Origin of the sequence: Escherichia sp. E2562 (genome assembly GCF_005781075.1) — a bacterium.
Taxonomy (GTDB): domain Bacteria; phylum Pseudomonadota; class Gammaproteobacteria; order Enterobacterales; family Enterobacteriaceae; genus Escherichia.
In genome coordinates, this window is the sequence record NZ_VATM01000008.1 from 88,557 (window position 1) to 113,974 (window position 25,418).

26 protein-coding genes are annotated in these 25,418 nt (G+C 50.7%); 11 read left to right on the forward strand and 15 right to left on the reverse strand.

Going from position 1 to position 25,418, the window contains the following annotated elements; all coding sequences use genetic code 11:
- Positions 1–193 precede the first annotated feature (193 nt).
- Entirely contained in the window at positions 194–736 is a 543-nt protein-coding gene (locus FEK43_RS13550; protein ID WP_130206232.1) for a DUF3251 domain-containing protein, read from the reverse strand.
- 150 nt (positions 737–886) lie between these two features.
- On the opposite strand from FEK43_RS13550, the gene nrdR reads away from it, so the two are divergent.
- The 6 genes from nrdR to pgpA all read left to right on the forward strand — a co-directional run bounded on the left by nrdR (position 887) and on the right by pgpA (position 4,993).
- Positions 887–1,336 carry a transcriptional regulator NrdR gene (nrdR, locus tag FEK43_RS13555; RefSeq protein WP_064527125.1) on the forward strand — a complete coding sequence of 150 codons (450 nt, stop codon included), beginning with the start codon at positions 887–889 and terminating at the stop codon, positions 1,334–1,336.
- Positions 1,337–1,339: 3 nt separating this feature from the next.
- Positions 1,340–2,443, forward strand: a complete 1,104-nt coding sequence (gene ribD, locus FEK43_RS13560) for a bifunctional diaminohydroxyphosphoribosylaminopyrimidine deaminase/5-amino-6-(5-phosphoribosylamino)uracil reductase RibD (RefSeq protein ID WP_130206234.1) — start codon at positions 1,340–1,342, stop codon at positions 2,441–2,443.
- Positions 2,444–2,531: 88 nt separating this feature from the next.
- Positions 2,532–3,002, forward strand: a complete 471-nt coding sequence (gene ribE, locus FEK43_RS13565; protein WP_001021161.1) for a 6,7-dimethyl-8-ribityllumazine synthase — start codon at positions 2,532–2,534, stop codon at positions 3,000–3,002.
- A 19-nt stretch (positions 3,003–3,021) separates the two neighbouring features.
- On the forward strand, positions 3,022–3,441 hold the full coding sequence (gene nusB / locus FEK43_RS13570; protein ID WP_000801121.1) for a transcription antitermination factor NusB: 420 nt from the start codon (positions 3,022–3,024) through the stop codon (positions 3,439–3,441).
- Between the two features lie 78 nt (positions 3,442–3,519).
- Positions 3,520–4,497 carry a thiamine-phosphate kinase gene (thiL, locus tag FEK43_RS13575; protein ID WP_130206236.1) on the forward strand — a complete coding sequence of 326 codons (978 nt, stop codon included), beginning with the start codon at positions 3,520–3,522 and terminating at the stop codon, positions 4,495–4,497.
- Positions 4,475–4,993 carry a phosphatidylglycerophosphatase A gene (pgpA, locus tag FEK43_RS13580; protein ID WP_130223239.1) on the forward strand — a complete coding sequence of 173 codons (519 nt, stop codon included), beginning with the start codon at positions 4,475–4,477 and terminating at the stop codon, positions 4,991–4,993. The genes thiL and pgpA overlap by 23 nt, the downstream gene beginning before the upstream one ends.
- A gap of 53 nt (positions 4,994–5,046) precedes the next feature.
- On the opposite strand, the gene yajO is transcribed toward pgpA, so the two are convergent.
- The 4 genes from yajO to xseB form a co-directional block, all read right to left on the reverse strand.
- Positions 5,047–6,021 (reverse strand): 1-deoxyxylulose-5-phosphate synthase YajO, encoded by a 975-nt coding sequence (yajO, locus tag FEK43_RS13585; RefSeq protein ID WP_135406146.1) that lies wholly within the window; start codon positions 6,019–6,021, stop codon positions 5,047–5,049.
- A 179-nt stretch (positions 6,022–6,200) separates the two neighbouring features.
- Complete coding sequence (gene dxs, locus FEK43_RS13590; RefSeq protein ID WP_123178148.1) at positions 6,201–8,063, reverse strand: 1-deoxy-D-xylulose-5-phosphate synthase; 1,863 nt, start codon at positions 8,061–8,063, stop codon at positions 6,201–6,203.
- Between the two features lie 24 nt (positions 8,064–8,087).
- Entirely contained in the window at positions 8,088–8,987 is a 900-nt protein-coding gene (gene ispA, locus FEK43_RS13595; protein ID WP_130206240.1) for a (2E,6E)-farnesyl diphosphate synthase, read from the reverse strand.
- On the reverse strand, positions 8,987–9,229 hold the full coding sequence (gene xseB / locus FEK43_RS13600) for an exodeoxyribonuclease VII small subunit (protein WP_001124935.1): 243 nt from the start codon (positions 9,227–9,229) through the stop codon (positions 8,987–8,989). The genes ispA and xseB overlap by 1 nt, the downstream gene beginning before the upstream one ends.
- A 205-nt stretch (positions 9,230–9,434) precedes the next feature.
- Here xseB and thiI point away from each other — a divergent pair, with 205 nt between their 5' ends.
- Entirely contained in the window at positions 9,435–10,883 is a 1,449-nt protein-coding gene (gene thiI, locus FEK43_RS13605; RefSeq protein WP_135406147.1) for a tRNA uracil 4-sulfurtransferase ThiI, read from the forward strand.
- Positions 10,884–10,936: 53 nt separating this feature from the next.
- On the opposite strand, the gene yajL is transcribed toward thiI, so the two are convergent.
- Together yajL and panE are read right to left on the reverse strand one after the other, a co-directional pair.
- A complete protein-coding gene (yajL, locus tag FEK43_RS13610) occupies positions 10,937–11,527 on the reverse strand; it encodes a protein deglycase YajL (protein WP_001276309.1) in 591 nt (196 codons plus the stop codon).
- Positions 11,490–12,401 carry a 2-dehydropantoate 2-reductase gene (gene panE / locus FEK43_RS13615; protein WP_130206244.1) on the reverse strand — a complete coding sequence of 304 codons (912 nt, stop codon included), beginning with the start codon at positions 12,399–12,401 and terminating at the stop codon, positions 11,490–11,492. The genes yajL and panE overlap by 38 nt, the downstream gene beginning before the upstream one ends.
- A 167-nt stretch (positions 12,402–12,568) precedes the next feature.
- Between panE and yajQ the strand changes: the two genes are divergently transcribed.
- Positions 12,569–13,060 carry a nucleotide binding protein YajQ gene (gene yajQ / locus FEK43_RS13620; protein ID WP_001138904.1) on the forward strand — a complete coding sequence of 164 codons (492 nt, stop codon included), beginning with the start codon at positions 12,569–12,571 and terminating at the stop codon, positions 13,058–13,060.
- 127 nt (positions 13,061–13,187) lie between these two features.
- On the opposite strand, the gene FEK43_RS13625 is transcribed toward yajQ, so the two are convergent.
- Positions 13,188–14,552 (reverse strand): MFS transporter, encoded by a 1,365-nt coding sequence (locus tag FEK43_RS13625; protein WP_135406148.1) that lies wholly within the window; start codon positions 14,550–14,552, stop codon positions 13,188–13,190.
- Between the two features lie 393 nt (positions 14,553–14,945).
- On the opposite strand from FEK43_RS13625, the gene FEK43_RS13630 reads away from it, so the two are divergent.
- Together FEK43_RS13630 and FEK43_RS13635 are read left to right on the forward strand one after the other, a co-directional pair.
- Positions 14,946–16,445, forward strand: coding sequence for an SEL1-like repeat protein (locus tag FEK43_RS13630; protein WP_135406149.1), 1,500 nt, complete (start codon positions 14,946–14,948; stop codon positions 16,443–16,445).
- 10 nt (positions 16,446–16,455) lie between these two features.
- On the forward strand, positions 16,456–17,394 hold the full coding sequence (locus tag FEK43_RS13635) for a tetratricopeptide repeat protein (RefSeq protein WP_135406150.1): 939 nt from the start codon (positions 16,456–16,458) through the stop codon (positions 17,392–17,394).
- A 25-nt stretch (positions 17,395–17,419) separates the two neighbouring features.
- Here the strand turns inward: FEK43_RS13635 and cyoE are convergent, their stop codons facing one another.
- From cyoE to FEK43_RS13670, 7 genes are all read right to left on the reverse strand, one after another.
- Complete coding sequence (cyoE, locus tag FEK43_RS13640; RefSeq protein ID WP_130223227.1) at positions 17,420–18,310, reverse strand: heme o synthase; 891 nt, start codon at positions 18,308–18,310, stop codon at positions 17,420–17,422.
- Between the two features lie 11 nt (positions 18,311–18,321).
- Positions 18,322–18,651 carry a cytochrome o ubiquinol oxidase subunit IV gene (locus FEK43_RS13645; protein WP_130206254.1) on the reverse strand — a complete coding sequence of 110 codons (330 nt, stop codon included), beginning with the start codon at positions 18,649–18,651 and terminating at the stop codon, positions 18,322–18,324.
- Complete coding sequence (locus FEK43_RS13650; RefSeq protein WP_032328763.1) at positions 18,651–19,265, reverse strand: cytochrome o ubiquinol oxidase subunit III; 615 nt, start codon at positions 19,263–19,265, stop codon at positions 18,651–18,653. The genes FEK43_RS13645 and FEK43_RS13650 overlap by 1 nt, the downstream gene beginning before the upstream one ends.
- Positions 19,255–21,246: a cytochrome o ubiquinol oxidase subunit I gene (cyoB, locus tag FEK43_RS13655; protein WP_130215449.1), complete on the reverse strand. Its 1,992-nt coding sequence runs from the start codon at positions 21,244–21,246 to the stop codon at positions 19,255–19,257. The genes FEK43_RS13650 and cyoB overlap by 11 nt, the downstream gene beginning before the upstream one ends.
- A 21-nt stretch (positions 21,247–21,267) precedes the next feature.
- Positions 21,268–22,215: a cytochrome o ubiquinol oxidase subunit II gene (cyoA, locus tag FEK43_RS13660; RefSeq protein ID WP_001239440.1), complete on the reverse strand. Its 948-nt coding sequence runs from the start codon at positions 22,213–22,215 to the stop codon at positions 21,268–21,270.
- 460 nt (positions 22,216–22,675) lie between these two features.
- On the reverse strand, positions 22,676–24,151 hold the full coding sequence (gene ampG / locus FEK43_RS13665; protein WP_130260304.1) for a muropeptide MFS transporter AmpG: 1,476 nt from the start codon (positions 24,149–24,151) through the stop codon (positions 22,676–22,678).
- A 43-nt stretch (positions 24,152–24,194) separates the two neighbouring features.
- On the reverse strand, positions 24,195–24,773 hold the full coding sequence (locus tag FEK43_RS13670) for a lipoprotein (RefSeq protein ID WP_130206262.1): 579 nt from the start codon (positions 24,771–24,773) through the stop codon (positions 24,195–24,197).
- A gap of 305 nt (positions 24,774–25,078) precedes the next feature.
- On the opposite strand from FEK43_RS13670, the gene bolA reads away from it, so the two are divergent.
- On the forward strand, positions 25,079–25,396 hold the full coding sequence (gene bolA, locus FEK43_RS13675) for a transcriptional regulator BolA (protein WP_000973459.1): 318 nt from the start codon (positions 25,079–25,081) through the stop codon (positions 25,394–25,396).
- The last annotated feature ends 22 nt before the right edge of the window (positions 25,397–25,418 follow it).

Here is a 25,418-nt window from a genome sequence, read left to right on the forward strand (position 1 = left end):
CAAAAATATGTTGTATTTCACAGTTCTATCATTTACGTAATCGATTGCGTTCACGAATACACATATTCGGGCGGGAATTGTACTGACTTTCATCCTTGTTGCAAACTTTTACTATCAATCTGGGTGATGTAAGCAGAGTAACAAAATGATGGGGGAGGATGTTGCGGGACGCACAAAACGCCCCGAAAAACGTTTACTGCATAACAGGTTGAATGTCGTGGATGCGTACAAAGCCTAACTGATCCACAGAAATGCCCTTTAACTGTAACGGAATGTCAACATCACTGGGCGCGAGGAGGCTGGCCGGCGCGTTAATCAATTGATTCTGCACATTGATTTCCTGAAAGCTGTCGATTGTTCCCTGAATTTGCCCATATTCAACGGTTCCGCTGAAAGCGGGTAAGGGATCATTGGACTCACCCTGAATACGCAGCGTCAGAGTGGTGCCATCTGCAATTGGCGTAATATTCACCAGCGACATACGTAAAGTGCCAATTTGGCTTTCCAGCCGTGCCGGTGTGTTTGCTCCAGGCAACAGGTAAACCCCACTGCTGGATTTTGCGTTCAGCGTATTTTGCTGGGTGATTTTGACGGTTTCTTTGTTGAGCTGAGTCATCTCTTTATTCAACGTGTTGACGCTGTGTTTCATCTGGCGCACTTCGCTTTGCTGTACGCAGGCGCTCAGGCTGAACAGGCTTCCCAGCAGGAATAGTCGAAAACATACTTTAATGTTCATAGGTCGTCCCTTTCTCGTCACAATTAGCCTAATGGTAGAGGCTTAAAGCCGTGAAAGCATCGATCCTTTATCTCAAAAGCGTTGCGCCTTTGTTGTATCGTCAGTTCAGGGTAAAATAGATTTCTATTAACCACCTGGTCAGGACGCCGTATGCATTGCCCATTCTGTTTCGCCGTGGACACTAAGGTAATTGACTCTCGTCTCGTGAGCGAGGGCTCTTCCGTACGCCGCCGTCGGCAGTGTCTGGTGTGTAATGAACGTTTCACTACTTTTGAAGTTGCGGAACTGGTTATGCCGCGTGTCGTGAAAAGCAACGACGTGCGCGAACCGTTTAATGAAGAAAAATTGCGTAGCGGAATGCTGCGGGCGCTGGAAAAACGTCCGGTGAGTTCCGATGACGTCGAAATGGCGATCAACCATATTAAATCGCAACTCCGCGCCACCGGTGAGCGCGAAGTGCCGAGCAAAATGATTGGCAATCTGGTGATGGAGCAATTGAAAAAGCTCGATAAAGTCGCCTATATCCGTTTTGCCTCTGTCTATCGCAGTTTTGAAGATATCAAAGAATTTGGCGAAGAGATTGCGCGCCTGGAGGATTAAACCGTGCAGGACGAGTTATACATGGCGCGGGCGCTAAAGCTGGCGCAACGAGGGCGCTTCACCACTCACCCTAACCCGAATGTCGGTTGCGTCATTGTGAAAGATGGCGAAATTGTCGGTGAAGGTTACCATCACCGCGCGGGCGAACCGCATGCAGAGGTACACGCGTTGCGCATGGCAGGTGAAAAAGCCAAAGGCGCAACGGCGTATGTGACACTCGAACCTTGTAGTCATCATGGTCGTACGCCACCGTGTTGTGACGCATTAATTGCTGCTGGCGTGGTGCGCGTTGTGGCTGCGATGCAGGACCCTAATCCGCAGGTCGCTGGGCGTGGACTTTACCGTTTGCAACAAGCTGGCATTGACGTCAGCCACGGCCTGATGATGAGCGAAGCCGAGCAATTGAATAAAGGCTTCCTCAAGCGCATGCGCACCGGCTTTCCTTATATACAGTTGAAACTCGGCGCGTCGCTAGATGGCCGCACTGCGATGGCCAGCGGTGAAAGCCAGTGGATCACTTCACCTCAGGCTCGACGCGATGTACAACGACTGCGTGCGCAAAGTCATGCCATTTTAACCAGCAGCGCCACGGTGCTGGCGGACGATCCAGCCTTAACGGTGCGTTGGTCTGAACTGGATGAACACACTCAGGCGCTCTATCCGCAACAAAATCTCCGTCAGCCGGTACGTATTGTGATTGATAGCCAAAATCGCGTGACGCCGGAACACCGCATCGTGCAACAGCCGGGCGAAACCTGGTTCGCGCGTACGCAGGAAGATTCTCGTGAATGGCCGGAAACGGTGCGTACTTTGCTGATTCCAGAGCATAAAGGTCATCTGGATCTGGTTGTGCTGATGATGCAACTCGGCAAGCAACAGATTAACAGTATCTGGGTGGAAGCGGGGCCAACGCTCGCTGGCGCATTGCTACAGGCGGGTTTAGTCGATGAGCTGATTGTCTATATCGCACCTAAACTATTAGGCAGCGACGCCCGCGGATTATGTACGCTGCCGGGGCTTGAGAAATTAGCCGACGCGCCCCAATTTAAATTCAAAGAGATACGTCATGTAGGCCCGGATGTTTGCCTGCATTTAGTGGGTGCATGATCTCCCGGCTCGAAAGGGAAGCAGCGCACGAAATATTATGCTAAAATCCGCCCCCCTGCGGGGCCATACTCGAACCCGAAGGAAGAAAATGAACATTATTGAAGCTAACGTTGCTACCCCGGACGCTCGCGTCGCCATCACCATTGCGCGTTTCAACAACTTTATCAATGACAGCCTGCTGGAAGGTGCAATTGACGCACTGAAACGTATCGGTCAGGTAAAAGATGAAAACATTACCGTTGTTTGGGTGCCAGGTGCCTATGAGCTGCCGCTGGCGGCGGGTGCACTGGCTAAAACCGGTAAATACGACGCGGTGATTGCGCTGGGGACGGTTATTCGTGGTGGCACTGCCCACTTTGAATATGTCGCTGGTGGTGCAAGCAACGGCCTGGCGCATGTTGCCCAGGACAGCGAAATTCCGGTTGCTTTTGGGGTTTTGACCACTGAAAGCATTGAACAAGCGATCGAACGTGCTGGCACCAAAGCTGGTAACAAAGGTGCAGAAGCTGCACTGACCGCGCTTGAAATGATTAATGTATTGAAAGCCATCAAGGCCTGAAATTAGTAAGGGGAAATCCGTGAAACCTGCTGCTCGTCGCCGCGCTCGTGAGTGTGCCGTCCAGGCGCTCTACTCCTGGCAGTTGTCCCAGAACGACATCGCTGATGTTGAATACCAGTTCCTGGCTGAACAGGATGTAAAAGACGTTGACATCCTGTACTTCCGTGAGCTGCTGGCCGGGGTGGCGACTAACACCGCATACCTCGACGGACTGATGAAGCCATATCTGTCTCGCCTGCTGGAAGAGCTGGGCCAGGTAGAAAAAGCGGTACTGCGCATTGCGCTGTACGAGTTGTCTAAACGTAGCGATGTGCCGTACAAAGTGGCCATTAACGAAGCGATCGAACTGGCGAAATCGTTCGGCGCAGAAGACAGCCATAAGTTCGTCAATGGCGTACTGGATAAAGCAGCACCTGTGATTCGCCCTAACAAAAAGTGATATCCAGGCCGGCAGAGTAACGGAAAAACAGTTCCGCACTCGCCGGCCTTTTCTTTTTTACCTGCTGAGGCATAACGTATGGCATGTGGCGAGTTCTCCCTGATTGCCCGTTATTTTGACCGTGTAAGAAGCTCTCGTCTTGATGTCGAACTTGGCATTGGCGACGATTGCGCACTTCTCAATATCCCCGAGAAACAGACCCTGGCGATCAGCACTGATACGCTGGTGGCGGGCAACCATTTTCTCCCTGATATCGATCCTGCGGATCTGGCATATAAAGCACTGGCGGTAAACCTAAGCGATCTGGCAGCGATGGGCGCCGATCCGGCCTGGTTGACGCTGGCATTAACTTTACCGGACGTAGACGAATCGTGGCTTGAGTCCTTCAGCGACAGTTTGTTTGAGCTCCTCAATTATTACGATATGCAACTCATTGGCGGCGACACCACGCGTGGGCCATTATCAATGACGTTGGGTATCCACGGCTTTGTTCCGATGGGACGAGCCTTAACGCGCTCAGGGGCGAAGCCGGGTGACTGGATTTATGTGACCGGTACACCGGGCGATAGCGCCGCCGGGCTGGCGATTTTGCAAAATCGTCTCCACGTGGCGGATTGCAAAGATGCTGACTACTTGAGCAAACGTCACCTCCGTCCGTCGCCGCGTATTTTACAGGGGCAGGCATTGCGCGATCTGGCAAATTCAGCCATCGATCTCTCTGACGGTCTGATTTCCGATCTCGGGCATATCGTGAAAGCCAGCGACTGCGGCGCACGCATTGACCTGGCGTTGTTACCATTCTCTGACGCACTTTCACGTCATGTTGAACCGGAACAGGCGCTGCGCTGGGCGCTCTCTGGTGGCGAAGATTACGAGTTGTGTTTCACTGTGCCGGAACTGAACCGTGGCGCGCTGGATGTGGCTCTCGGACACTTGGGCGTACCGTTTACCTGTATCGGGCAAATGACCGCCGATATCGAAGGGCTTTGTTTTATTCGTGACGGCGAACCTGTCACGTTAGACTGGAAAGGATATGACCATTTTGCCACGCCATAAAGATGTCGCGAAAAGTCGCCTGAAGATGAGTAATCCGTGGCATTTGCTTGCTGTCGGATTCGGAAGTGGATTAAGCCCGATTGTTCCTGGCACGATGGGATCGCTGGCGGCGATTCCGTTCTGGTATCTGATGACCTTTTTACCCTGGCAGCTTTATTCGCTGGTAGTCATGCTGGGGATCTGTATTGGCGTTTATCTTTGTCATCAGACCGCGAAAGATATGGGCGTGCACGATCATGGCAGCATTGTCTGGGACGAATTTATCGGCATGTGGATCACTCTGATGGCGCTGCCGACCAATGACTGGCAGTGGGTCGCCGCCGGGTTTGTGATTTTCCGTATTCTGGATATGTGGAAACCGTGGCCGATCCGTTGGTTTGATCGCAATGTGCATGGCGGCATGGGGATCATGATCGATGATATTGTCGCCGGGGTGATTTCCGCAGGCATCCTGTACTTTATCGGTCATCACTGGCCGTTGGGTCTTCTGTCATAGTTTTGCACCAGAGCCTGATGTGACGCTTGTTGCGTCTTATCAGGCCTGCATACCTATTTAAATCCCACTATCGGATGCGGTTTATAGGGTGTCTCCAGTTCGGCAATCTGTTCCGGTTTCAACGTGATATCCACCGCGTTCAGTAGTTCATCAAGCTGTTCTTCCCGCGAAGTTCCGATAATCGGCGCGGCAATGCCCGGCTTACTCAACAACCAGGCCAACGCAACTTGTGCTCGTGTCGCACCAAGTTCTTCACTGACGCCCGTTAACCGCTCTGCGATCTGCGCGTCATTTTCATCGCTTTCTTTATAGAGATTTTTCCCAACCTCATCAGACACCAGCCGTGCAGTGGTTTCTCCCCACGGACGAGTCAGACGTCCCCGTGCCAGCGGGCTCCACGGAATCACCGCCACGCCCTCCTGATAACACAGTGGCAGCATCTCGCGCTCTTCTTCACGATAAATCAGATTGTAGTGATCCTGCATACTGACAAACTGCGCCCAGCCGTGCTGTTTTTGTAGTTCCAGTGCCTGAGCAAACTGCGAAGCGTGCATTGATGACGCGCCGAGATAACGTGCTTTCCCGGCTTTTACCACGTCGTTCAGGGCTTCCAGCGTCTCTTCGATCGGCGTGTTGTAATCCCAGCGATGAATTTGCAGGATATCGACATAATCCATGCCGAGACGGCGCAGGCTGTCGTCGATAGAGCGTAAAATTTGCGCACGGGATAATCCTTCCGGTAAATCACCAACGCGATGGAACACTTTGGTGGCAACGACCACGTCTTCACGACGGGCGAAATCCCGCAGTGCGCGACCGACGATCTCTTCGCTGCTGCCGTCAGAATAACTGTTGGCGGTATCAAAGAAATTTATGCCGCCTTCCAGCGCGCGTTTAATGATGGGACGGCTGCTCTCTTCCGGCAGTGTCCATGCGTGATTACCGCGATCTGGCTCGCCAAAGGTCATACAGCCGAGGCAAAGTCGGGAAACGCGAAGGTCGGTTTTTCCTAAGGGGTTGTATTGCATGCTGCCACTCCTGCTATACTCGTCATACTTCAAGTTGCATGTGCTGCGGCTGCATTCGTTCACCCCAGTCACTTACTTATGTAAGCTCCTGGGGCTTCACTCGTTTGCCGCCTTCCTGCAACTCGAATTATTTAGAGTCTATGAATAATTTCTTAAGCATAGCAGGAGTGGAGTAGGGATTATGCCAGCCAGACCTTGATTTTGGCTTCCATACCGGCGGCATCGAGGCCGAGTTCGGCGCGCATTTCTTCCTGAGTTCCTTGCGGAATAAAGAAATCCGGCAGGCCAATGTTCAGCACGGGTACTGGTTTACGATGGGCCATTAGCACTTCGTTCACGCCGCTGCCTGCACCACCCATAATGGCGTTTTCTTCAACGGTAACCAGCGCCTCATGGCTGGCGGCCATTTCCAGAATTAACGCTTCATCAAGCGGCTTCACAAAACGCATATCGACCAGCGTAGCGTTCAGCGATTCGGCGACTTTCGCCGCTTCTGGCATCAGCGTACCAAAGTTAAGGATCGCCAGTTTCTCGCCACGACGCTTCACAATGCCTTTGCCAATTGGCAGTTTTTCCAGTGGCGTCAGCTCCACGCCGACCGCGTTGCCGCGCGGGTAGCGCACCGCTGACGGGCCATCGTTATAGTGATAGCCGGTATAGAGCATCTGGCGACATTCGTTTTCATCGCTCGGGGTCATAATGACCATTTCCGGAATGCAGCGCAGGTAAGAGAGATCAAAAGCACCCTGATGGGTTTGACCGTCAGCACCAACAATGCCCGCACGGTCGATGGCGAAAAGGACCGGAAGCTTTTGAATTGCCACGTCATGCAGCACCTGATCATAGGCGCGTTGCAGGAAGGTGGAGTAGATCGCGACAATGGGTTTGTATCCACCAATCGCCAGACCCGCAGCAAAGGTCACCGCGTGTTGCTCGGCAATCGCCACGTCGAAGTAGCGATCCGGGAATTTACGTGAAAACTCGACCATGCCGGAGCCTTCACGCATCGCCGGAGTAATCGCCATCAGCTTGTTGTCTTTCGCTGCCGTTTCGCACAGCCAGTCGCCAAATATTTTTGAATAGCTCGGCAGGCCGCCGCTACTTTTCGGCAAACAACCGCTGGAGGGATCAAATTTAGGCACGGCGTGGAAAGTGATTGGGTCTTTCTCTGCCGGTTCATAACCACGACCTTTTTTGGTCATGATATGCAGGAACTGCGGGCCTTTCAGGTCGCGCATGTTCTTAAGTGTGGTGATAAGCCCCAGCACATCGTGACCGTCAACCGGGCCGATGTAGTTAAAGCCCAGCTCTTCAAACAATGTGCCAGGCACTACCATGCCTTTAATATGTTCTTCGGTACGTTTGAGTAGCTCTTTAATTGGCGGCACGCCAGAGAAAACTTTTTTCCCGCCTTCGCGCAGCGAAGAGTAAAGCTTACCGGAAAGCAGCTGCGCCAGATGGTTGTTGAGCGCGCCAACATTTTCGGAAATCGACATTTCATTGTCGTTGAGGACCACCAGCATATCAGGACGGATATCGCCCGCGTGATTCATCGCTTCAAACGCCATGCCAGCGGTAATCGCGCCATCGCCAATTACACAGACGGTGCGGCGATTTTTGCCTTCTTTCTCGGCAGCAACCGCAATACCAATTCCGGCACTGATGGAGGTTGATGAATGCCCGACGCTTAAAACGTCATATTCGCTTTCGCCGCGCCACGGGAACGGGTGCAGGCCGCCTTTCTGACGGATGGTGCCGATTTTGTCGCGGCGTCCGGTCAAAATTTTATGCGGATAAGCCTGATGCCCCACATCCCAAATCAATTGGTCAAACGGGGTGTTGTAGACATAGTGCAGCGCCACGGTCAGTTCGACCGTGCCCAGCCCGGAGGCGAAGTGCCCGCTGGAACGGCTCACGCTGTCGAGTAAATAGCGGCGCAGTTCGTCGCAGAGTTTCGGTAAACTCTCTTTTGGCAACAGTCGTAACTCCTGGGTGGAGTCGACCAGTGCCAGGGTCGGGTATTTGGCAATATCAAAACTCATCAGGGGCCTATTAATACTTATTGTTTATTTATTACGCTGGATGATGTAGTCCGCTAGCGCTTCCAGTGCCGAGGTATCGAGTGACTGTTCAGCCAGTTGTTTCAGCGACTGACGGGCATCGTCGATCAGATCCCGGGCTTTCTTCCGGGCTTGCTCAAGACCCAGAAGTGCAGGGTAGGTACTTTTACCAAGTTGCTGGTCGGCACCCTGGCGTTTTCCCAACGTTGCAGTATCTCCCACCACATCCAGGATGTCATCCTGAACCTGGAAGGCAAGGCCGATGCTCTCTGCGTACTTGTCGAGTACTGGCAGAGCACGACGTCCTTTATCTCCGGCGCTTAATGCACCAAGGCGAACGGCGGCGCGAATCAATGCGCCGGTTTTATGACGATGAATACGCTCGAGTGCATCCAGAGGTACGTGTTTGCCTTCCGCATCTAAATCTAATGCCTGACCACCGCACATTCCGGCAATACCGCTGGCGCTCGCCAGTTCAGAAATCATCGAAATCCTGTCGCGGTCCGACACTTCCGGCATATCGGCATCGCTTAAAATCGAGAACGCCAGCGTTTGTAAAGCGTCGCCAGCGAGAATCGCGTTCGCTTCGCCAAACTTCACATGACAGGTCGGCAAGCCGCGACGCAGATCGTCATCATCCATTGCCGGTAAATCATCATGAATTAATGAGTAAGCGTGGATACACTCTACGGCGGCGGCGGGTGCGTCCAGAGTATTCAGACTTACGCCGAGCATTTGACCGGTGGCATAAACCAGGAAAGGTCGCAGGCGCTTACCACCTAATAATGCGCCATACTGCATGGTTTCTACCACGGGAGTGTTCTGAAAGGGCAGTGGGGCGATAAAACGGCTCAGCGCCTGGTTGGCCTGCTTAACGCAGGCTTCGAGTTGCTGCGGAAAGTCCATTACTCATTGTCCGGTGTAAAAGGGGTTAGAGAGGCGTCTTCATTGTCAGACAGCAGAATTTGTACGCGTTGTTCGGCTTGTTGTAATTTGGCCTGCCCCTGACGTGCCAGCTGCACGCCGCGTTCGAACTCGTTCAGCGCCTCTTCCAGCGGCAGGTCGCCACTTTCCAGGCGGGTTACAATCTGTTCCAGCTCGCTCAGCGCCTTTTCAAAGCTGGCGGGCGCCTCATTTTTCTTCGGCATAATGAATGTCTGACTCTCAATATTTTTCGCCCCGTCATGGTAACGGACTCAGGGCAAATAGCAAATAACGCGCAATGGTAAGGTGATGTGCGCAGCAAAGCGATGTTAGTGGTATACTTCCGCGCCTGGATGCAGCCGCAGGTGTGGGCTGCTGTATTTTTCCCTATACAAGTCGCTTAAGACTTGCCAACGAACCATTGCCGCCATGAAGTTTATCATTAAATTGTTCCCGGAAATCACCATCAAAAGCCAATCTGTGCGCTTGCGCTTTATAAAAATCCTTACCGGGAACATTCGTAACGTTTTAAAGCACTATGATGAGACGCTCGCTGTCGTCCGCCACTGGGATAACATCGAAGTTCGCGCAAAAGATGAAAACCAGCGTCTGGCTATTCGCGACGCCCTGACCCGTATTCCGGGTATCCACCATATTCTCGAAGTTGAAGACGTGCCGTTTACCGACATGCACGATATTTTCGAGAAAGCGTTGGTTCAGTATCGCGATCAGTTGGAAGGCAAAACCTTCTGCGTGCGCGTGAAGCGCCGCGGTAAGCATGATTTTAGTTCGATTGATGTGGAACGTTACGTCGGCGGCGGTTTAAATCAGCATATTGAATCCGCGCGCGTGAAGCTGACCAATCCGGAAGTGACTGTCCATCTGGAAGTGGAAGACGATCGTCTCCTGCTGATCAAAGGTCGCTACGAAGGTATTGGTGGTTTCCCGATCGGCACCCAGGAAGATGTACTGTCGCTCATTTCCGGCGGTTTCGACTCCGGTGTATCCAGCTATATGTTGATGCGTCGCGGCTGCCGTGTGCATTACTGCTTCTTTAACCTCGGCGGCGCGGCGCATGAAATCGGCGTTCGCCAGGTGGCGCATTATCTGTGGAACCGCTTTGGCAGCTCCCACCGCGTGCGTTTTGTCGCCATTAATTTCGAACCGGTCGTCGGGGAAATTCTCGAGAAAATCGACGACGGTCAGATGGGCGTTATCCTCAAACGTATGATGGTGCGTGCCGCGTCTAAGGTGGCTGAACGTTACGGCGTACAGGCGCTAGTCACCGGCGAAGCACTGGGTCAGGTTTCCAGCCAGACGCTGACCAACCTGCGCCTGATTGATAACGTCTCCGATACGCTGATCCTGCGTCCGCTGATCTCTTACGACAAAGAGCACATCATCAACCTGGCCCACCAGATTGGCACCGAAGATTTTGCCCGTACGATGCCGGAATATTGCGGCGTGATCTCCAAAAGCCCGACGGTGAAAGCGGTTAAATCGAAGATTGAAGCGGAAGAAGAGAAGTTCGACTTCAGCATTCTCGATAAAGTGGTTGAGGAAGCGAATAACGTCGATATCCGCGAAATCGCCCAGCAGACCGAGCAGGAAGTGGTGGAAGTGGAAACCGTCAATGGCTTCGGTCCGAACGACGTGATCCTCGATATCCGTTCTGTCGATGAACAGGAAGATAAGCCGCTGAAAGTTGAAGGGATTGATGTGGTTTCTCTGCCGTTCTATAAACTGAGCACCAAATTTGGCGATCTCGACCAGAACAAAACCTGGCTGCTGTGGTGTGAGCGCGGGGTAATGAGCCGCTTGCAGGCGCTCTATCTGCGCGAGCAGGGCTTTAAGAATGTGAAGGTATATCGCCCGTAATTTGTGGTTTTTACGTCGCATCTGGTCAGATGCGACGTTTGCCGCATCCGACACTACTCGTAATAATTATAAATCCCTGCCGCCATCACCAGTTGTGATGCCACTTCATGGGCTTTTTCACGTCCAACCAGCAGGTCGATAATTTTCAGACCAAAGTCGATAGCTGTACCCGGCCCCTGGCTGGTCAGCAATTTTACCCGTGCATCCCAGACGACGCGCTTGTCCTGCCATTGTTCGGCGGGAATTTTATCTTTCAGCGTCGGGAAGCCGGTCATATTGCCAATCGGGAAGATATCGTGCGGCACCAGCACGGTGGCTGGCGCGGCGCAAATAGCCGCGACGATACGCCCGGAACGGTGGAACTGTTTAACGGTTTCAACCAGCAGAGTGCTATCGCGAAAACATTCCGCGCCTTTAATGCCACCAGGCAGCACGATCACGTCATATTCGCCATCGGCAACTTCGACCAGCGGCGCATCCGCCAGCAGCTTAACGCCGCGCGAGCAGGTAATCGCCAGGTTGCCATCGCTGGCGACGCTGGCAGTGGTGACTTTGATCCCGCCGCGAACCAGTAGATCGATAGTGGTGACGGCTTCAGTCTCTTCACTACCAGGGGCGAGGCAAACCAGTGCCGATGCGCTCATATTCACTCTCCTTTCTTTTTACCATTTCAAACAGGCGGGTGTTTTCCGGTACGGCAATCCCATGCGCGCGGGCGCGACGTAAGAGAAAACCATTGATATAGTCGATTTCAGTGTGGCGCAGCGCGTGGATATCCTGCAACATCGACGAGATATTTTCCGCTGTGGCATCAATCACCTGCATCACGTAATCACGCAAATCTTCTGCTGAAGTATGATGCCCTTCGCGTTCAATCACTGCCGCGACTTCTTCGCATATCTGCATAATTTCTTGCGGATGATGACGTAATTCACCGTTCGGGCAATTCCAGATGGCGGTTAGTGGATTAATCACACAGTTGACTGCCAGCTTGCGCCACAGCTCGGCGCGAATATTGTTATGCCAGGCAACGTCAGGTAATACGGTTTGTAAAATATCCGCCAGATAACTGTAATCGCCGTCCTGTTGCCGTGCCGGACCAATATGCGTGATACCGTTTGCCACATGAATAATGACATTTCCGTCGCGGCGCGCCGCATGGGTGGTCGTGCCCATCAGTAACGGCTGCTCAATGCTTTGCAACTCTTCGATGGTACCCATGCCGTTGTGAATTAACAGTATTGGCGTGGTTACAGGCAGTGTGGACGCGAGGCTTTTGACGGCATCGGAAACCTGCCATGCTTTCAGCGTCACCAGTAACAGATCGCTGGTGGCCAGAAAATCGGGATCGTTAGCGGTCAGAGACTCGTTAAATATCGAACCGTCAGTCTCAACCAGATTCACGCTACAATAAGGTTGCGGTACGCGCAGCCAGCCCTGAACTTCGTGACCCTGTTTGCAAAGTGCTGTAAGCCATAATTGCCCTAAGGCACCGCATCCCAATACGGTAATTTTCATTGTTCCTCCTCACCCGCAACCACTCCGGGTGTTCAATAAGGCTATCCCTTAATTGTGCATGCTGTTGCGACTATGCACAATTAAGGGATACGTCCTGGTGCAGGACTGTCGGTTATTTAACTTTGCAGGTATTATGCTTCGCATCAAAAATGAAGGGAGAGGAAAAGATGCCATCTTTCGATATTGTTTCTGAAGTCGATCTTCAGGAAGCGCGTAACGCGGTCGATAACGCGAGCCGCGAAGTGGAGTCCCGTTTTGACTTCCGTAACGTTGAAGCCTCATTCGAGCTGAACGACGCCAGCAAAACCATCAAAGTGTTGAGCGAGTCCGATTTCCAGGTCAATCAGTTGCTGGATATTCTGCGTGCCAAGCTGCTGAAGCGCGGCATTGAAGGCAGTTCGCTGGATGTACCGGAAAATATCGTTCATAGCGGTAAAACCTGGTTTGTGGAAGCGAAACTGAAGCAGGGTATTGAGAGCGCGACCCAGAAGAAAATCGTCAAGATGATCAAAGACAGCAAACTGAAAGTGCAGGCGCAAATTCAGGGCGATGAGATCCGCGTAACGGGTAAATCTCGTGATGATTTGCAGGCTGTCATGGCGATGGTACGCGGTGGCGATCTCGGTCAGCCGTTCCAGTTCAAAAACTTCCGCGATTAATCGCGACAACATGCGCTTTGTTCATGTCAGATGCGGCATGAACGCCTGATTCGGCCTACAAAGGTTTGTAACTCAGAAGCTTTGTAGGCCTGATAAGCGTAGCGCAGCAGGCAATTCGCCTCGTTTTTTATGCCTGACGAATTGCCTGTTCAACCTCAAAGCGATTCGTCACTTTGCTGTCGATTTTCACATAAGCTGAATGTTCTTCTTCTGCAATCAACACTTCTTTGACGCCTGCGGTTTCCAGTAAACGCACTTTTAACGCCTCGTTTGCGGCAATGTCCGCCGGGATTTCAATGCGCAAACTGCTGACATACGGCGGTTCTTTCATGGTACTGGCGACTGCCAGCCACACTGCTGCCAGCATTGCGCCAGCGAGAAATACGCCCTGACCGTCAAACATGCCGTCAATCCAGCCGCCCAGCGCACCGCCAATCGCCACGCCAAGAAACTGGCTGGTGGAGTAAACACCCATCGCCGTACCTTTGTAACCAGCTGGCGACTCTTTACTGATAAGCGAAGGCAGAAGGGCTTCCATCAAATTAAACGCCACAAAGAAAAGCTGCACGCCGACCACCAGTTGCCAGAACTGCGTTTGTGCGTTCCACAACACGATTTCCGCAACCACGATCAACCCGACGCAAAAGACAAAGACTTGCTTCATTTTGCGCTTAACTTCAGCGTAGATAATGAAAGGCACGACAGAGCCAAAGGCGATTAACATCGTTGCCAGATAGACCTTCCAGTGTTCAGCCGCCGGGAAACCCGCATCAGCCAGTTGCCCTGGCAGGGCAACAAACGTCGACATCAGCAGCATGTGCAGACACATAATGCCAAGGTTGAGTTTCAGCAGCCGCGGTTCTGCCAGCACTTTGCTGAAACTGCCTTTCACCATCCCGGATTCACGGTTGAGTATGTGCGTGCTGCTGTTAGGTACAACCCAAATGGTCAACGCAATGCCGATCGTTGCCAGAATAGCGATCATCCAGAACAGCGCGTGCAGCCCAAGTTTGTGAGTAGTGATCGGGCCAAGCACCATCGCAATGGCGAAGGTAATGCCGAAGCTCACGCCAATAAACGCCATCGCTTTGGTGCGGTTTTGTTCGCGAGTGAGATCGGAAAGCAACGCCATAACGGCTGCGGCTATGGCGCCGGAGCCTTGTAACGCACGACCCAGAATAATTCCCCAGATGGAGTCAGAGAGCGCAGCAATAACGCTACCGGCAGCAAACACTGTCAGTCCGCCGACAATTAATGGTTTGCGACCAATGCGGTCGGAAAGCAGGCCAAACGGAATCTGAAAAACGGCCTGGGTCAGACCATAAATACCAATGGCAATACCGATTAACGCTTCGCTGGCCCCTTGCAGTGCCATACCGTACGTAGTCAGAACTGGCAGTACCATAAACATGCCCAGCATGCGCAATGAAAATACGGTCCCTAAACCCCAGGTCGCGCGCCGCTCACCTGGCGTCATTTTATAATCGTTCATTACCACCTCTTAAAAAATTGCCCACATAGTGTAGTGCGGAGCGCATGTTGGGTAAACAGAGTGTTAATCAGTAAATATTACATAAGAGAGTGGTTTTTACGTCAGGTATGAGCTTCTTTCGTATTCTTGCCATTAATACTTTGTGCGTTAAATATAACAAATGAAAAGCTCACATGATTTTATCCTCCAGGCAATGACATTATTTTTGGCTTTATTGAGTGGCATGTAACTTTTTATCAAAGGATGATGTTATTTTAACTCAATAAATAGAGGTGTAGGAGGCACTGATTATGCTGTTTCAGCTTAAATGCTTGCTTATTACCTGGGCCGTTATGGCAGTGTATTTATTCATGAAATGGATGTTTGGTGGTTAGGTATAATAAGGGGTTATATATGTGGTCTGGTAAAGTTATTTTATTATCATTTGGTTTGTCTCTGGCTTCTTTTTGTCATGCTTCAACGGATGTTAATCAACTGTATGAACGTATTGTCAATAAAGATCGGATGGCGTTAAAAGAACTGCAAAAATTAGCTGACTCCAATAACACGCAGGCGCTAGTGCTACTGGGATTTATTTATGAACACGGAGTGACAGTATCTGTTGACATCCCAAAGGCGATTCAGTGGTATGAGAAAGCCTGTAACCAGGGGGGAGAATACGGTTGCTATAATGCACGTTATTTCTTTCAATATGGTAAAGGCGTAACCCTGGACGTGACACGAGCACAGATGTATGCCAGTAAGTCGAAAACTGACGATCTTAATATTCCTCCTGATTTGATGAATAAAATAATCAATCAGGCCTATGAATTGAAATCCGGGGCCGAGACAGACAAAACGAAACGGGCGAGTTTAATTGAATTTGTCAGTCGTTATGTCGGTCAGGCACCCGAGAATGATTTGCTTTTTTGGGGGCGAATTGGTTTCAGTAAACCGGAAATTTTGCGTCTGGCGACTCTATGGGCGCAGGAAGACGACCCAAAAATGGATTATATTGTCGGAAATCTTTATCTCGATGATTTTTCACCTTCTGATGATAGACGTTCTTTAGACACCAAAAAGAAAGCACTGCAATGGTTTCGCACTGCGGCAGAAAAAGGTTATCCGATGGCGCAGTATACCATGGGCGATGCCTACGAAAATGGCAGTGCTGGTTTAAAGATTAATGCTGTCGAAGCCAAAAAATGGTACGAATTATCTGCAAATAAGAATGACGAAAAAGCATTAGTAGCCCTGGGGAATATATACTATTCTGGGTTGACCGGCGAAGTTGATTATTCTAAAGCGAGCGTGCTTTTTAACAAGGCTGAACAGCAAGGGGCAAAAAAAGCCGCATTGTGGTTAAGTTGGATGTATTACAACGGATTAGGTGAAAGGCTTGATTGTGATAAGGCCTGGGATTATTACGAAAAAGGTGCGGGGAAATATTCATTGAAATTCAGTAAGGATGAATATTTAAACCGTTGTAATCAAGATCAGAAAATCCGAGAAACACAGGGTGATATTTTACCTTATCTCACGTTAAAACATTACGGGACCTATGGTTTTAACGCAAATGAAAAACCAAAAATATGCGATGTCAGTATTAAAATTAATGCTGATAAAATCAGTGGTATAACTAATTTGCGGTTGACGCTTGAGCTAAAGGGAAGTGAAGGTATCAGTGAAGAATATACCATTGTCGTACCGCCTTTTAGTCTAAATACACTTGGCGTGGATATGTATAATAACTCCACTCATATAAGACAGACCTATATAGATATCCCAGTTTATAATCGTAATTTATGCGATTTTCATGATTTAACTTATTCTGTTAAATCTGCGACGACGATACTGAATGGGAAACAACGCGACTTGTTAAAAGAAGAGCATGTTCAGGTGCAAGATAAATAAGGGATATTTTATGTTGCCTAAAAGAATATTATTTTCTTTAATGCTGATAGTTCCACCAGGCGTGGTGGCAAGCGAGAAAGCGCATGAATTGTATGACAGCATATACAGTAAAAAGCCAGCCCCCGATGTTATAAGTACACTGCATAAAATGGCTGAGTCGGGGGATGTCGACGCGCAAAGCCTGTTAGGCTGGGAATATCATCAGCCCCGCTACGATACGAAACCCAACGTTCAGGAAGCCATTAAATGGTTCGAGTTAGCCGCTAAACAAGGTGACAGAGAAGCTCCGTTAGCGCTGGGGGATATCTACTACGACGGTGAGCAGGTGCGGGTGGATTATGCCAAAGCGTATGCGTTATTTAATCAGGCCGCGCAACACGGTATAAATTTAGCATGGTCCAGATTGGGCATGATGTACGCCAATGGTCAGTATGTTGAGGTAGATTGTAAGAAAGCGAAGGAATATCTTGATAAGGGTGTCCACATTTATGGTGGCCCGCAGAACTTTCTTGCCGCCTGTCGAAAAGACATGATTGACAGAAAAACGGTTGATGATATGTTGCCAGCCATCACAATTACCCATTCTGGAATGCGGGATAATTTTTTAGATGAGAGCTTTTCCTGTATGGACAGCCTCTTTGCCGAAACCAATAAATTAGGCGAAGTGGCCAATCTTCGTGTTACGTACAACATTAAGAGTCCGTCTGGTAAAGAAATTATCCAAACGGTTGGTTTCAAGCCTTTCGGCTTAAACCGGCTGAATATTAACTTTACTGATTACATAATCGGTTCGTTTAGCAGCAATTCATTGCTCCTTCTTTATAGATCCGATTTTGAGTCGAAAATGTGTTCACAGGTGAAGACTCGCATTATTGCCGCAACGGCAACGATAAAGGGTAAAGAAGTGGATCTGCTAAAAGTGGGGGCAATAAAAAACCCGCCAGAGTAAGCGGGTTTTTTGATGACGATAAGATTTACCAAACAGACGCCAGCAGCGTATGCGAGTCCGGCACCATAAAATCAATGGACATCATCACCGAGAGGGCTGTGATGGCGATGATAGAGAAGCCGAACAGCTTACGCGCCCAGATTCTGTCATCAGCGACTTTATAACCGCGCAGGGCCATGCCTAACCACCAGACGCTAACCGCTGCGGCGACCACCAGATATTTATACCCAGCGTAACCGCCAAGAGAGAGCATCAGCGTGGCAACGGCAAAGGCGATGATATACAGCGTGATGTGATTCTTCGCTACCGAAATGCCTTTTACCACCGGCAGTACCGGAATGTTCGCCGCCTGATAATCCTTAAAGCGGAAAATGGCGATGGCATAGGAGTGAGGCATCTGCCATAGGCTGAAGATAGCCAGCAGGATCGCTGCGCCGCTATCGAACTCGCCGGTTACCGCACAGTAGCCAATCACCGGCGGCGCAGCGCCGGAGAGCGAACCAATCAACGTGCCGTAGACTGAGTGGCGTTTCATGTACAGGCTATAAACGCCGACATAAACCACGAAGCCCATCACCCCCAGCCAGCAGGCCAGCGGATTCGCGCCAAACCACAGCAGCATAAAGCCAGCAATACCCAGCAAGGTGGCGTACACCAGCGAGACAGCAGGAGAGATCAGGCCTTTAACCAGCACCCGATTCTTCGTCCTTTCCATCTTTCTGTCGATATCCCTGTCGATGTAGTTGTTAAACACACAACCCGACGCCACAACCAGTGACACCCCAACCAGCGTGTAGATAAACAGGGGATAATCAATGCTGCCCTTTGAGGCCAACAGGAATCCCCCAATCACCGAGATCAGGTTGCCAAAGATGATGCCTGGTTTCGTTACTTGCAGGTATTGCTTAAACATCATAACCGCCGCTCTTAGTGCATCATCATGTTGTAGTTGAGGTTCCACATAATCCAGATGGAGCCTACAACCAGGATAGCGATGATTAGCACGGTGAAGACAAACGCCGTCATGTTCCAGCCTTCATCTGATTTGGTATTCATGTGCAGGAAGCACACCAGATGCACCAGAACCTGTACCACTGCCATTGCCAGGATTGTTCCCAGAATTACGGCCGGAGAGGCAGCCCCTGTCATTACCATCCAGAACGGAATCACCGTCAGGATTACCGACAGGATAAAGCCTGTCATGTAGGTTTTTACGCTGCCATGGGATGCGCCGCTATGTTCGTTAGAATGACTCATTACATCGCCCCCATCAGATAAACAACAGTGAACACACAGATCCAAACCACATCCAGGAAGTGCCAGAACAAGCTCAGGCACATGATGCGGGTACGGTTAGTGCTGGTCAGGCCGCGACGGGCGATTTGCACCATCAGCACCGCCATCCAGATAAGACCGGAAGTGACGTGCAGACCGTGGGTACCAACCAGCGCAAAGAACGCTGACAGGAAGCCGCTGCGATCCGGGCCCATGCCGTTAACAATCAGGTGATGGAATTCATAGAGTTCCATCCCGATAAATCCGGCACCAAACAACCAGGTCAACGCCAGCCAGGAGATAACCTGGCTTTTGTTGTTTTTGTACATGGCGATAGCCGCCATGCCGTAGGTGATGGAGCTGAACAACAGCAAGAAAGTTTCAACCAGAACGAACGGCAGTTCGAAAATGTCCTTACCTGTCGGGCCGCCTGCGGTGCCGTTCACAAGAACGGCATAGGTAGCAAACAAAATAGAGAACAGAATGCAGTCGCTCATCAGGTAGATCCAAAATCCGAAGATTTTGGTTCCGCCTGCATCGTGGTGCCCGTGTTCGTGCGCGTGGGCAGTCGCGTGCGTCAAAGTATCAGTTGCCATTTTTCAGCCCTGCCTTAGTAATCTCATCGAAATGCTGGTTTTCCAGTTTTTCGATTTCTGCCACCGGCACGTAGTAATCCACGTCCTCGTCGAAGCTTTTCACGATCCAGGTGATGATCATGCCTGCGAAGCCAACAATCGCCAGCCACCAGATATGCCAGATCATGGCGAAACCGAAGATGGTGGAGAAAGCCGCAATGACGATACCGGCGCCGCTGTTTTTCGGCATATGAATTTCTTCATAGTGGTCAGGCTTTTTGTACGCTTCGCCTTTCTCTTTCATTTCCCAGAATGCATCACGCTCGTGAACGTGCGGCACAATGGCAAAGTTATAGAACGGAGGCGGGGAAGAGGTTGCCCACTCCAGCGTACGGCCACCCCACGGGTCGCCAGTCAGGTCACGGTTCTGGTCGCGGTCACGAATAGAAACGTACATCTGAATAACGAGGCAGAGAATACCCAGCGCAATCAGTACTGCACCGCTGGCTGCAATCATCAGCATGGTGTGGAACTGCGGGTCAATCTGCTGGCTCAAACGACGAGTCATACCCATGAAGCCCAGCGCATACAGCGGCATAAAGGCAACGAAGAAGCCGATGATCCAGAACCAGAACGCGCGTTTACCCCAAGTTTCGTTCAGTTTGAAACCGAACGCTTTAGGCCACCAGTAGGTCATCCCTGCGAAGCAGCCGAAGACCACGCCGCCGATGATCACGTTATGGAAGTGCGCAATCAGGAACAGGCTGTTATGCAGAACGAAGTCCGCGCCCGGTACTGCCAGCAGCACACCAGTCATACCGCCCACCGAGAAGGTGACGATAAAGCCGATGGTCCACAGCATCGCAGAATGGAACACGATGCGGCCCTGATACATGGTGAACAGCCAGTTGAAGATCTTCACCCCGGTCGGGATGGCGATAATCATGGTGGTGATACCAAAGAAGGCGTTTACGTTCGCGCCCGCACCCATCGTAAAGAAGTGGTGCAGCCAGACGATGAACGACAGCACGGTGATACAGACGGTTGCCCATACCAGCGAGGTATAACCAAACAGGCGTTTACGCGAGAAGGTTGCCGCAATTTCGGAGAACACACCGAAAACAGGCAGGATCAGGATGTAAACTTCCGGATGGCCCCAGGCCCAAATCAGGTTGATGTACATCATCATGTTGCCACCCATATCGTTGGTAAAGAAATGGGTGCCCAGATAGCGATCCAGGGTCAACAACGCGACGGTAACCGTCAGAATTGGGAAGGAAGCAATAATCAGAATGTTTGCGCACAGTGATGCCCAGGTAAATACCGGCATCTTGAACATGGTCATGCCCGGTGCACGCATCTTCAGAATGGTAACGAAGAAGTTGATACCGGTTAGCGTCGTACCTATACCGGATAGCTGGAGACTCCATATCCAGTAATCGACACCGACTCCCGGACTGTACTCTATTCCCGATAGTGGTGGATAGGCCAGCCAGCCGGTCTGCGCAAATTCGCCCACGCCGAGAGAAACGTTAACCAGAATCACACCAACAACGGTAAACCAGAAGCTTAAGTTGTTGAGGAACGGGAACGCAACGTCACGCGCGCCGATCTGCAGCGGAACCACCAGGTTCATCAGACCGATAACGAAAGGCATCGCCACGAAGAAGATCATAATCACGCCGTGCGCGGTGAAGATCTGATCGTAGTGGTGAGGTGGCAGGAAGCCCGCTTCACCCGCCGAGGCAAGGGCCTGTTGGCTACGCATCATAATGGCGTCAGCAAAACCACGCAGCAACATCACAATCGCCACGATGATATACATGATACCGAGGCGTTTATGGTCGACGGAGGTCAGCCACTCTTTCCACAGGTAGGTCCACTTACCGAAGTAAGTGATCAGGCCAACGAGCGCCAGACCTCCCAAAATAATGCCAGCGATCGTAACCATGACGATAGGTTCATGGTACGGGACTGCATCAAGTGATAATTTTCCGAACATCTTTATTCTTCCTCAACCCCTTTAATGGGCGGATTCCGCGTGGCTCATGTCCATGCCTTCCATACCTTCGTGTGCGCTGTGCTCACCTTCTGGCTGGGTCATGTCCATGCTCTTACCGTGAGCCATAAACTTATTAATCACATCGGCAAACAAGTCTGGTTTCACGTTGGAGAAATATTCCACCTGGTTGTATTCGCTAGGCGCGGCCAGTTTTTCGAACGCTGCCATGTCAGACATGCTGTTCGGCGACTGTTTCGCTTTTGCGACCCACTGGTCGAATTCGGCGCGATCCGGCGTTGCGATAGCTTTGAACTTCATGCCTGAGAAGCCCGGACCGCTGTAGCTGGCGGAGATACCGTCATAAGTACCGGGTTCGTTGGCGATCAGATGCAGGCGAGTCTGCATACCGGCCATGGCATAAATCTGGCTACCCAGACGCGGAATGAAGAAGGAGTTCATCACGGAGTTGGAGGTCACTTTGAAGTACACCGGAGTGTTCGCCGGGAAAGCGATTTCATTCACGGTAGCAATTCCCTGTTCCGGGTAGATGAAGAACCATTTCCAGTCCATGGAAACCACTTCGATGGTAATGGGCTTCTCGTCATGTGCCAGCGGCTTGCTAGGCTCAAGAGCGTGAGTAGTTTTCCAGGTCAGTACCGCAAGGAAGATGATGATTAAGATAGGTACCGTCCAGACCACAGCTTCCACTTTATTGGAGTGTGACCAGTTCGGGCTGTACTTAGCATCTTTATTGCTCGCACGGTACTTCCAGGCGAAACCAACAGCCATCAAGATTGCGGGAATAACGACAATCAACATCAGGCCAAATGCCGTCAGTATCAGTGAACGTTGCTCCAGACCAATCTGTCCTTTGGGATCTAACAGCGCAGAATTACAACCACTGAGCAATACAGTGCCTGCAAATAATGACAACCATCCCAAACTTTTATTGTATTTCCTGAGTCTCATTTAACGACCTCAATTCCACGGGATCTGGTGGCGTTTAAAGTGTGTGGGCATTTTACGGGAAGGTTACATTACTGTAAACATGATTAAATTCCTGTTACTTGGATTTGGCTGTCAGGTCACATATGTTGCAAAACATATCAAGTTGGTTTTAAGAAGCTGTTGCAAAAGGGCGTTATAACGAAAGGGGCGCGCGGAAGGGGGGTGGCAGGGCAATTGGTATAACCAATCTCAAAATAAAACAATTATTTAACAAATAATTATCATTGAGGTGACAACTCAGGCGAGGGGAAATAAAGTGTCATTAGCTGAATCGTGTAAGAAAAATAGAATCTATAAATGCCGTCAATAATTTTAGAAATCTAAGCCGCACAAAAGAACAAATATTATTAAGCAATGCTGATGTTTATTTAGCCGTAATAATTACGCCGGGTGATTACTACAGCTAAATAATATTCACAGATTACGTCAGATGTGTTTTTCGTAGTGCCAGATAATCCAGCAAACCACCAAGCACGACTCCGCCCAGGGCGACTAAAACGCCGACTTCCAGCAGAGCAGGCAGGAAAGAGAAGTGGGTCAAATCCAGCGCGTCCATCGTCAATAGCAGTAACCATACGGCTAACAGACTGACGCCCGTTGCCAGCGTCGACATGGCAAAGGCATAACCTGCCGGATACCCGGTACGAGGGATAAAGTCGTTATTGACCCATGTGTACTCCAGCGTGCGACGGCAAACCAGCAGCAAAATAAGTCCAGGTACGGCGGCGGCAACAGAGAACAGATAGAACGTCGGCCAGCCGTGAGCTTCAACAAACCAACCTGCTACTGGCCCTACATAAACCCGTCCTACAGCAGAAAGCGCCGAGAGCAGGGCGAACTGGGTAGCGGAAAATGACTTATTACACAGGGTCATTAATAGCGCCACAAATGCTGATGTTCCCATCCCGCCACACAGATTTTCGAAAAAGACAGCCGCGCCCATGCTGTAGAGATGCTTATCAGTCACGGAAAGTAGCCAGTAACCGGCGTTGGACGCTCCTTGTAAAAGGCCGAAAATCATGAGCGCACGGAACAATGACAGGCGCTGCATCAAAATTCCGCCGAACAATGCGCCGATGATGGTCGCCAGTAGACCGAGCGTTTTGTTAACTACACCCACTTCGCCGGCATCAAATCCGACGCCGCGAATCAAAAACGTGGTTGTCAGGCTCATGGCGAAAGCATCGCCCAGTTTGTACAGTACGATTAAAAGCAGAATCAGCCATGCGTTATTGCGGCCAAAGAAATCACGCAATGGTGCTACAACGGCCCGTTCCAGCGTTTTGGGTACAGGAATGGTGTCGGTTGGTTCTGGTGCAAGCAGTGTCGCGATAATACAGGGGATCAACAGCGCTGCCATCAACCAGTACATGCCTTGCCAGCCCAGCCATTTATCTGCCAGCCATAAAGCCAGGCCGCCGGATACCAGCATCCCCAGGCGATACCCCAGCACGCTGATTGCCGCACCTGCGCCGCGTTCTTCCGCTGGCAGCACATCCGTTTTCCAGGCATCAAAGACGATATCCTGGGAGGCGGAGCAAAAAGCGATCACCACCGCCAGAGCTGCCATCCAGCGTAATTGGGTGCCAGGTTCGAGAAAACCCATCGCCGCAATGGACAGTAACAATAGAGTTTGTGTCGCGAGCAGCCAACCGCGCCGACGTCCGAGGAACGGTGGGGTGTAGCGGTCCATCAGCGGGGACCAGAGAAATTTAAATACATAAGCCTGGCCTACCAGAGAGAAGAAACCGATGGTTTTAAGATCGATATTCTCAACGGTCATCCACGCCTGTAACGTGCCGGATGTCAGGGCGAGCGGTAGCCCAGAAGCAAAACCCAGGATCAGCAAAATGGCTGAACGCGGCTGTTGGAAAATACGTAAATATTGACTGGACATGGGCGTCTACAGGCCCGGCTTGCACCGGGCCAGAGGGCAGAAATTAACGCGCGTTCTGCTTGATGAATTCGTGAATGCTGGTGTCCTGAGACATGTCAGCAATGGTGTCGGTCAGCACACTGTTAACCGCATCGGCGATATTTTTGTTGGAAGCCTGAAAAGCGCCTTCAACGTTGTAGCTGGCACGATAGTTTTTGGTCATCTTGTTGCCATTCTGCGCGGTGGCGATGATGGCGATATCTGCTTTAGTGGCGATATTGTAACGCACGTTACCCTGGGACACGTCAGCATACAGTTGGCTAACGATGATTTGCAGATTAACCGGACCATTTGGGCCGACCATGTAACCACGCGCGGTCATTTGTTTTTCCAGCACTTCTTGCAGCAGGAAACGCAAATCGCGAGAGGCGGTCAGGGTGACAATCTGATTATCGCGGGTCACTTTCGCCAGCGCCTGATCGGTACGTTGATCGGCACCATTAATGCTAACGGTGACGCCCATCAGGCTTGGATCCTGCTGCGGCAGCGTCATCGTTGGGGAAACGTCAATCGTCGTTGGTGGAGTTGCGCATCCTGCAAGCATAAACAGAGCAACTAATGGGAAGAGGATTTTTTTGAACATGTTCTGGCTCTCAGAGACTGGTAAGCGTGTTTGGTAAAAAATTCTCGCCATCATAACATTGCCAACGACGAGGGGAAGTGGGTAAGGCATGTAAATTCATCGTGTTGACGAAATAATCACCGTGAGTAAAAGAATCACTCGTGCGCAGCCTGCGAATTAATCTTTAAATCAGTAAACTTCATACGGTTGACTGAAAAACTGGGACGAAAGCTAAATATTTGTTGCTAAGCTGTAATGGTAACGGTAAAAGCGGCTAGTATTTAAAGGGATGGGTGACATCTCAGCGTTGTCGGAGGAGATATTTCATGATGATACGTGAGCGGATAGAAGAAAAATTAAGGACGGCGTTCCAACCCGTATTCCTCGAAGTTGTGGATGAAAGCTATCGTCACAATGTCCCAGCCGGCTCTGAAAGCCATTTTAAAGTTGTGCTGGTCAGCGATCGTTTTACGGGTGAACGTTTTCTGAATCGTCATCGAATGATTTACAGTACTTTAGCGGAGGAACTCTCTACTACCGTTCATGCGCTGGCTCTGCATACTTACACTATTAAGGAATGGGAAGGGTTGCAGGATACCATTTTTGCCTCTCCTCCCTGTCGTGGAGCAGGAAGCATCGCGTAAAAACGCATTTGCAACCGTCAGC

Excerpts from the sequence above, each read along its gene's own strand:
- yajQ (WP_001138904.1), top strand. The coding sequence starts at position 12,569 with ATGCCATCTTTCGATATTGTTTCTGAAGTCGATCTTCAGGAAGCGCGT.
- FEK43_RS13630 (WP_135406149.1), top strand. The coding sequence starts at position 14,946 with ATGTGGTCTGGTAAAGTTATTTTATTATCATTTGGTTTGTCTCTGGCT.
- FEK43_RS13550 (WP_130206232.1), bottom strand. The coding sequence starts at position 736 with ATGAACATTAAAGTATGTTTTCGACTATTCCTGCTGGGAAGCCTGTTC.
- FEK43_RS13650 (WP_032328763.1), bottom strand. The coding sequence starts at position 19,265 with ATGGCAACTGATACTTTGACGCACGCGACTGCCCACGCGCACGAACAC.
- yajL (WP_001276309.1), bottom strand. The coding sequence starts at position 11,527 with ATGAGCGCATCGGCACTGGTTTGCCTCGCCCCTGGTAGTGAAGAGACT.
- FEK43_RS13635 (WP_135406150.1), top strand. The coding sequence starts at position 16,456 with ATGTTGCCTAAAAGAATATTATTTTCTTTAATGCTGATAGTTCCACCA.
- cyoE (WP_130223227.1), bottom strand. The coding sequence starts at position 18,310 with ATGATGTTTAAGCAATACCTGCAAGTAACGAAACCAGGCATCATCTTT.
- xseB (WP_001124935.1), bottom strand. The coding sequence starts at position 9,229 with ATGCCGAAGAAAAATGAGGCGCCCGCCAGCTTTGAAAAGGCGCTGAGC.
- panE (WP_130206244.1), bottom strand. The coding sequence starts at position 12,401 with ATGAAAATTACCGTATTGGGATGCGGTGCCTTAGGGCAATTATGGCTT.
- bolA (WP_000973459.1), top strand. The coding sequence starts at position 25,079 with ATGATGATACGTGAGCGGATAGAAGAAAAATTAAGGACGGCGTTCCAA.
- cyoB (WP_130215449.1), bottom strand. The coding sequence starts at position 21,246 with ATGTTCGGAAAATTATCACTTGATGCAGTCCCGTACCATGAACCTATC.
- thiI (WP_135406147.1), top strand. The coding sequence starts at position 9,435 with ATGAAGTTTATCATTAAATTGTTCCCGGAAATCACCATCAAAAGCCAA.
- FEK43_RS13670 (WP_130206262.1), bottom strand. The coding sequence starts at position 24,773 with ATGTTCAAAAAAATCCTCTTCCCATTAGTTGCTCTGTTTATGCTTGCA.
- nrdR (WP_064527125.1), top strand. The coding sequence starts at position 887 with ATGCATTGCCCATTCTGTTTCGCCGTGGACACTAAGGTAATTGACTCT.
- ribE (WP_001021161.1), top strand. The coding sequence starts at position 2,532 with ATGAACATTATTGAAGCTAACGTTGCTACCCCGGACGCTCGCGTCGCC.
- FEK43_RS13645 (WP_130206254.1), bottom strand. The coding sequence starts at position 18,651 with ATGAGTCATTCTAACGAACATAGCGGCGCATCCCATGGCAGCGTAAAA.
- FEK43_RS13625 (WP_135406148.1), bottom strand. The coding sequence starts at position 14,552 with ATGAACGATTATAAAATGACGCCAGGTGAGCGGCGCGCGACCTGGGGT.
- cyoA (WP_001239440.1), bottom strand. The coding sequence starts at position 22,215 with ATGAGACTCAGGAAATACAATAAAAGTTTGGGATGGTTGTCATTATTT.
- dxs (WP_123178148.1), bottom strand. The coding sequence starts at position 8,063 with ATGAGTTTTGATATTGCCAAATACCCGACCCTGGCACTGGTCGACTCC.
- pgpA (WP_130223239.1), top strand. The coding sequence starts at position 4,475 with ATGACCATTTTGCCACGCCATAAAGATGTCGCGAAAAGTCGCCTGAAG.
- ispA (WP_130206240.1), bottom strand. The coding sequence starts at position 8,987 with ATGGACTTTCCGCAGCAACTCGAAGCCTGCGTTAAGCAGGCCAACCAG.
- yajO (WP_135406146.1), bottom strand. The coding sequence starts at position 6,021 with ATGCAATACAACCCCTTAGGAAAAACCGACCTTCGCGTTTCCCGACTT.
- thiL (WP_130206236.1), top strand. The coding sequence starts at position 3,520 with ATGGCATGTGGCGAGTTCTCCCTGATTGCCCGTTATTTTGACCGTGTA.
- ampG (WP_130260304.1), bottom strand. The coding sequence starts at position 24,151 with ATGTCCAGTCAATATTTACGTATTTTCCAACAGCCGCGTTCAGCCATT.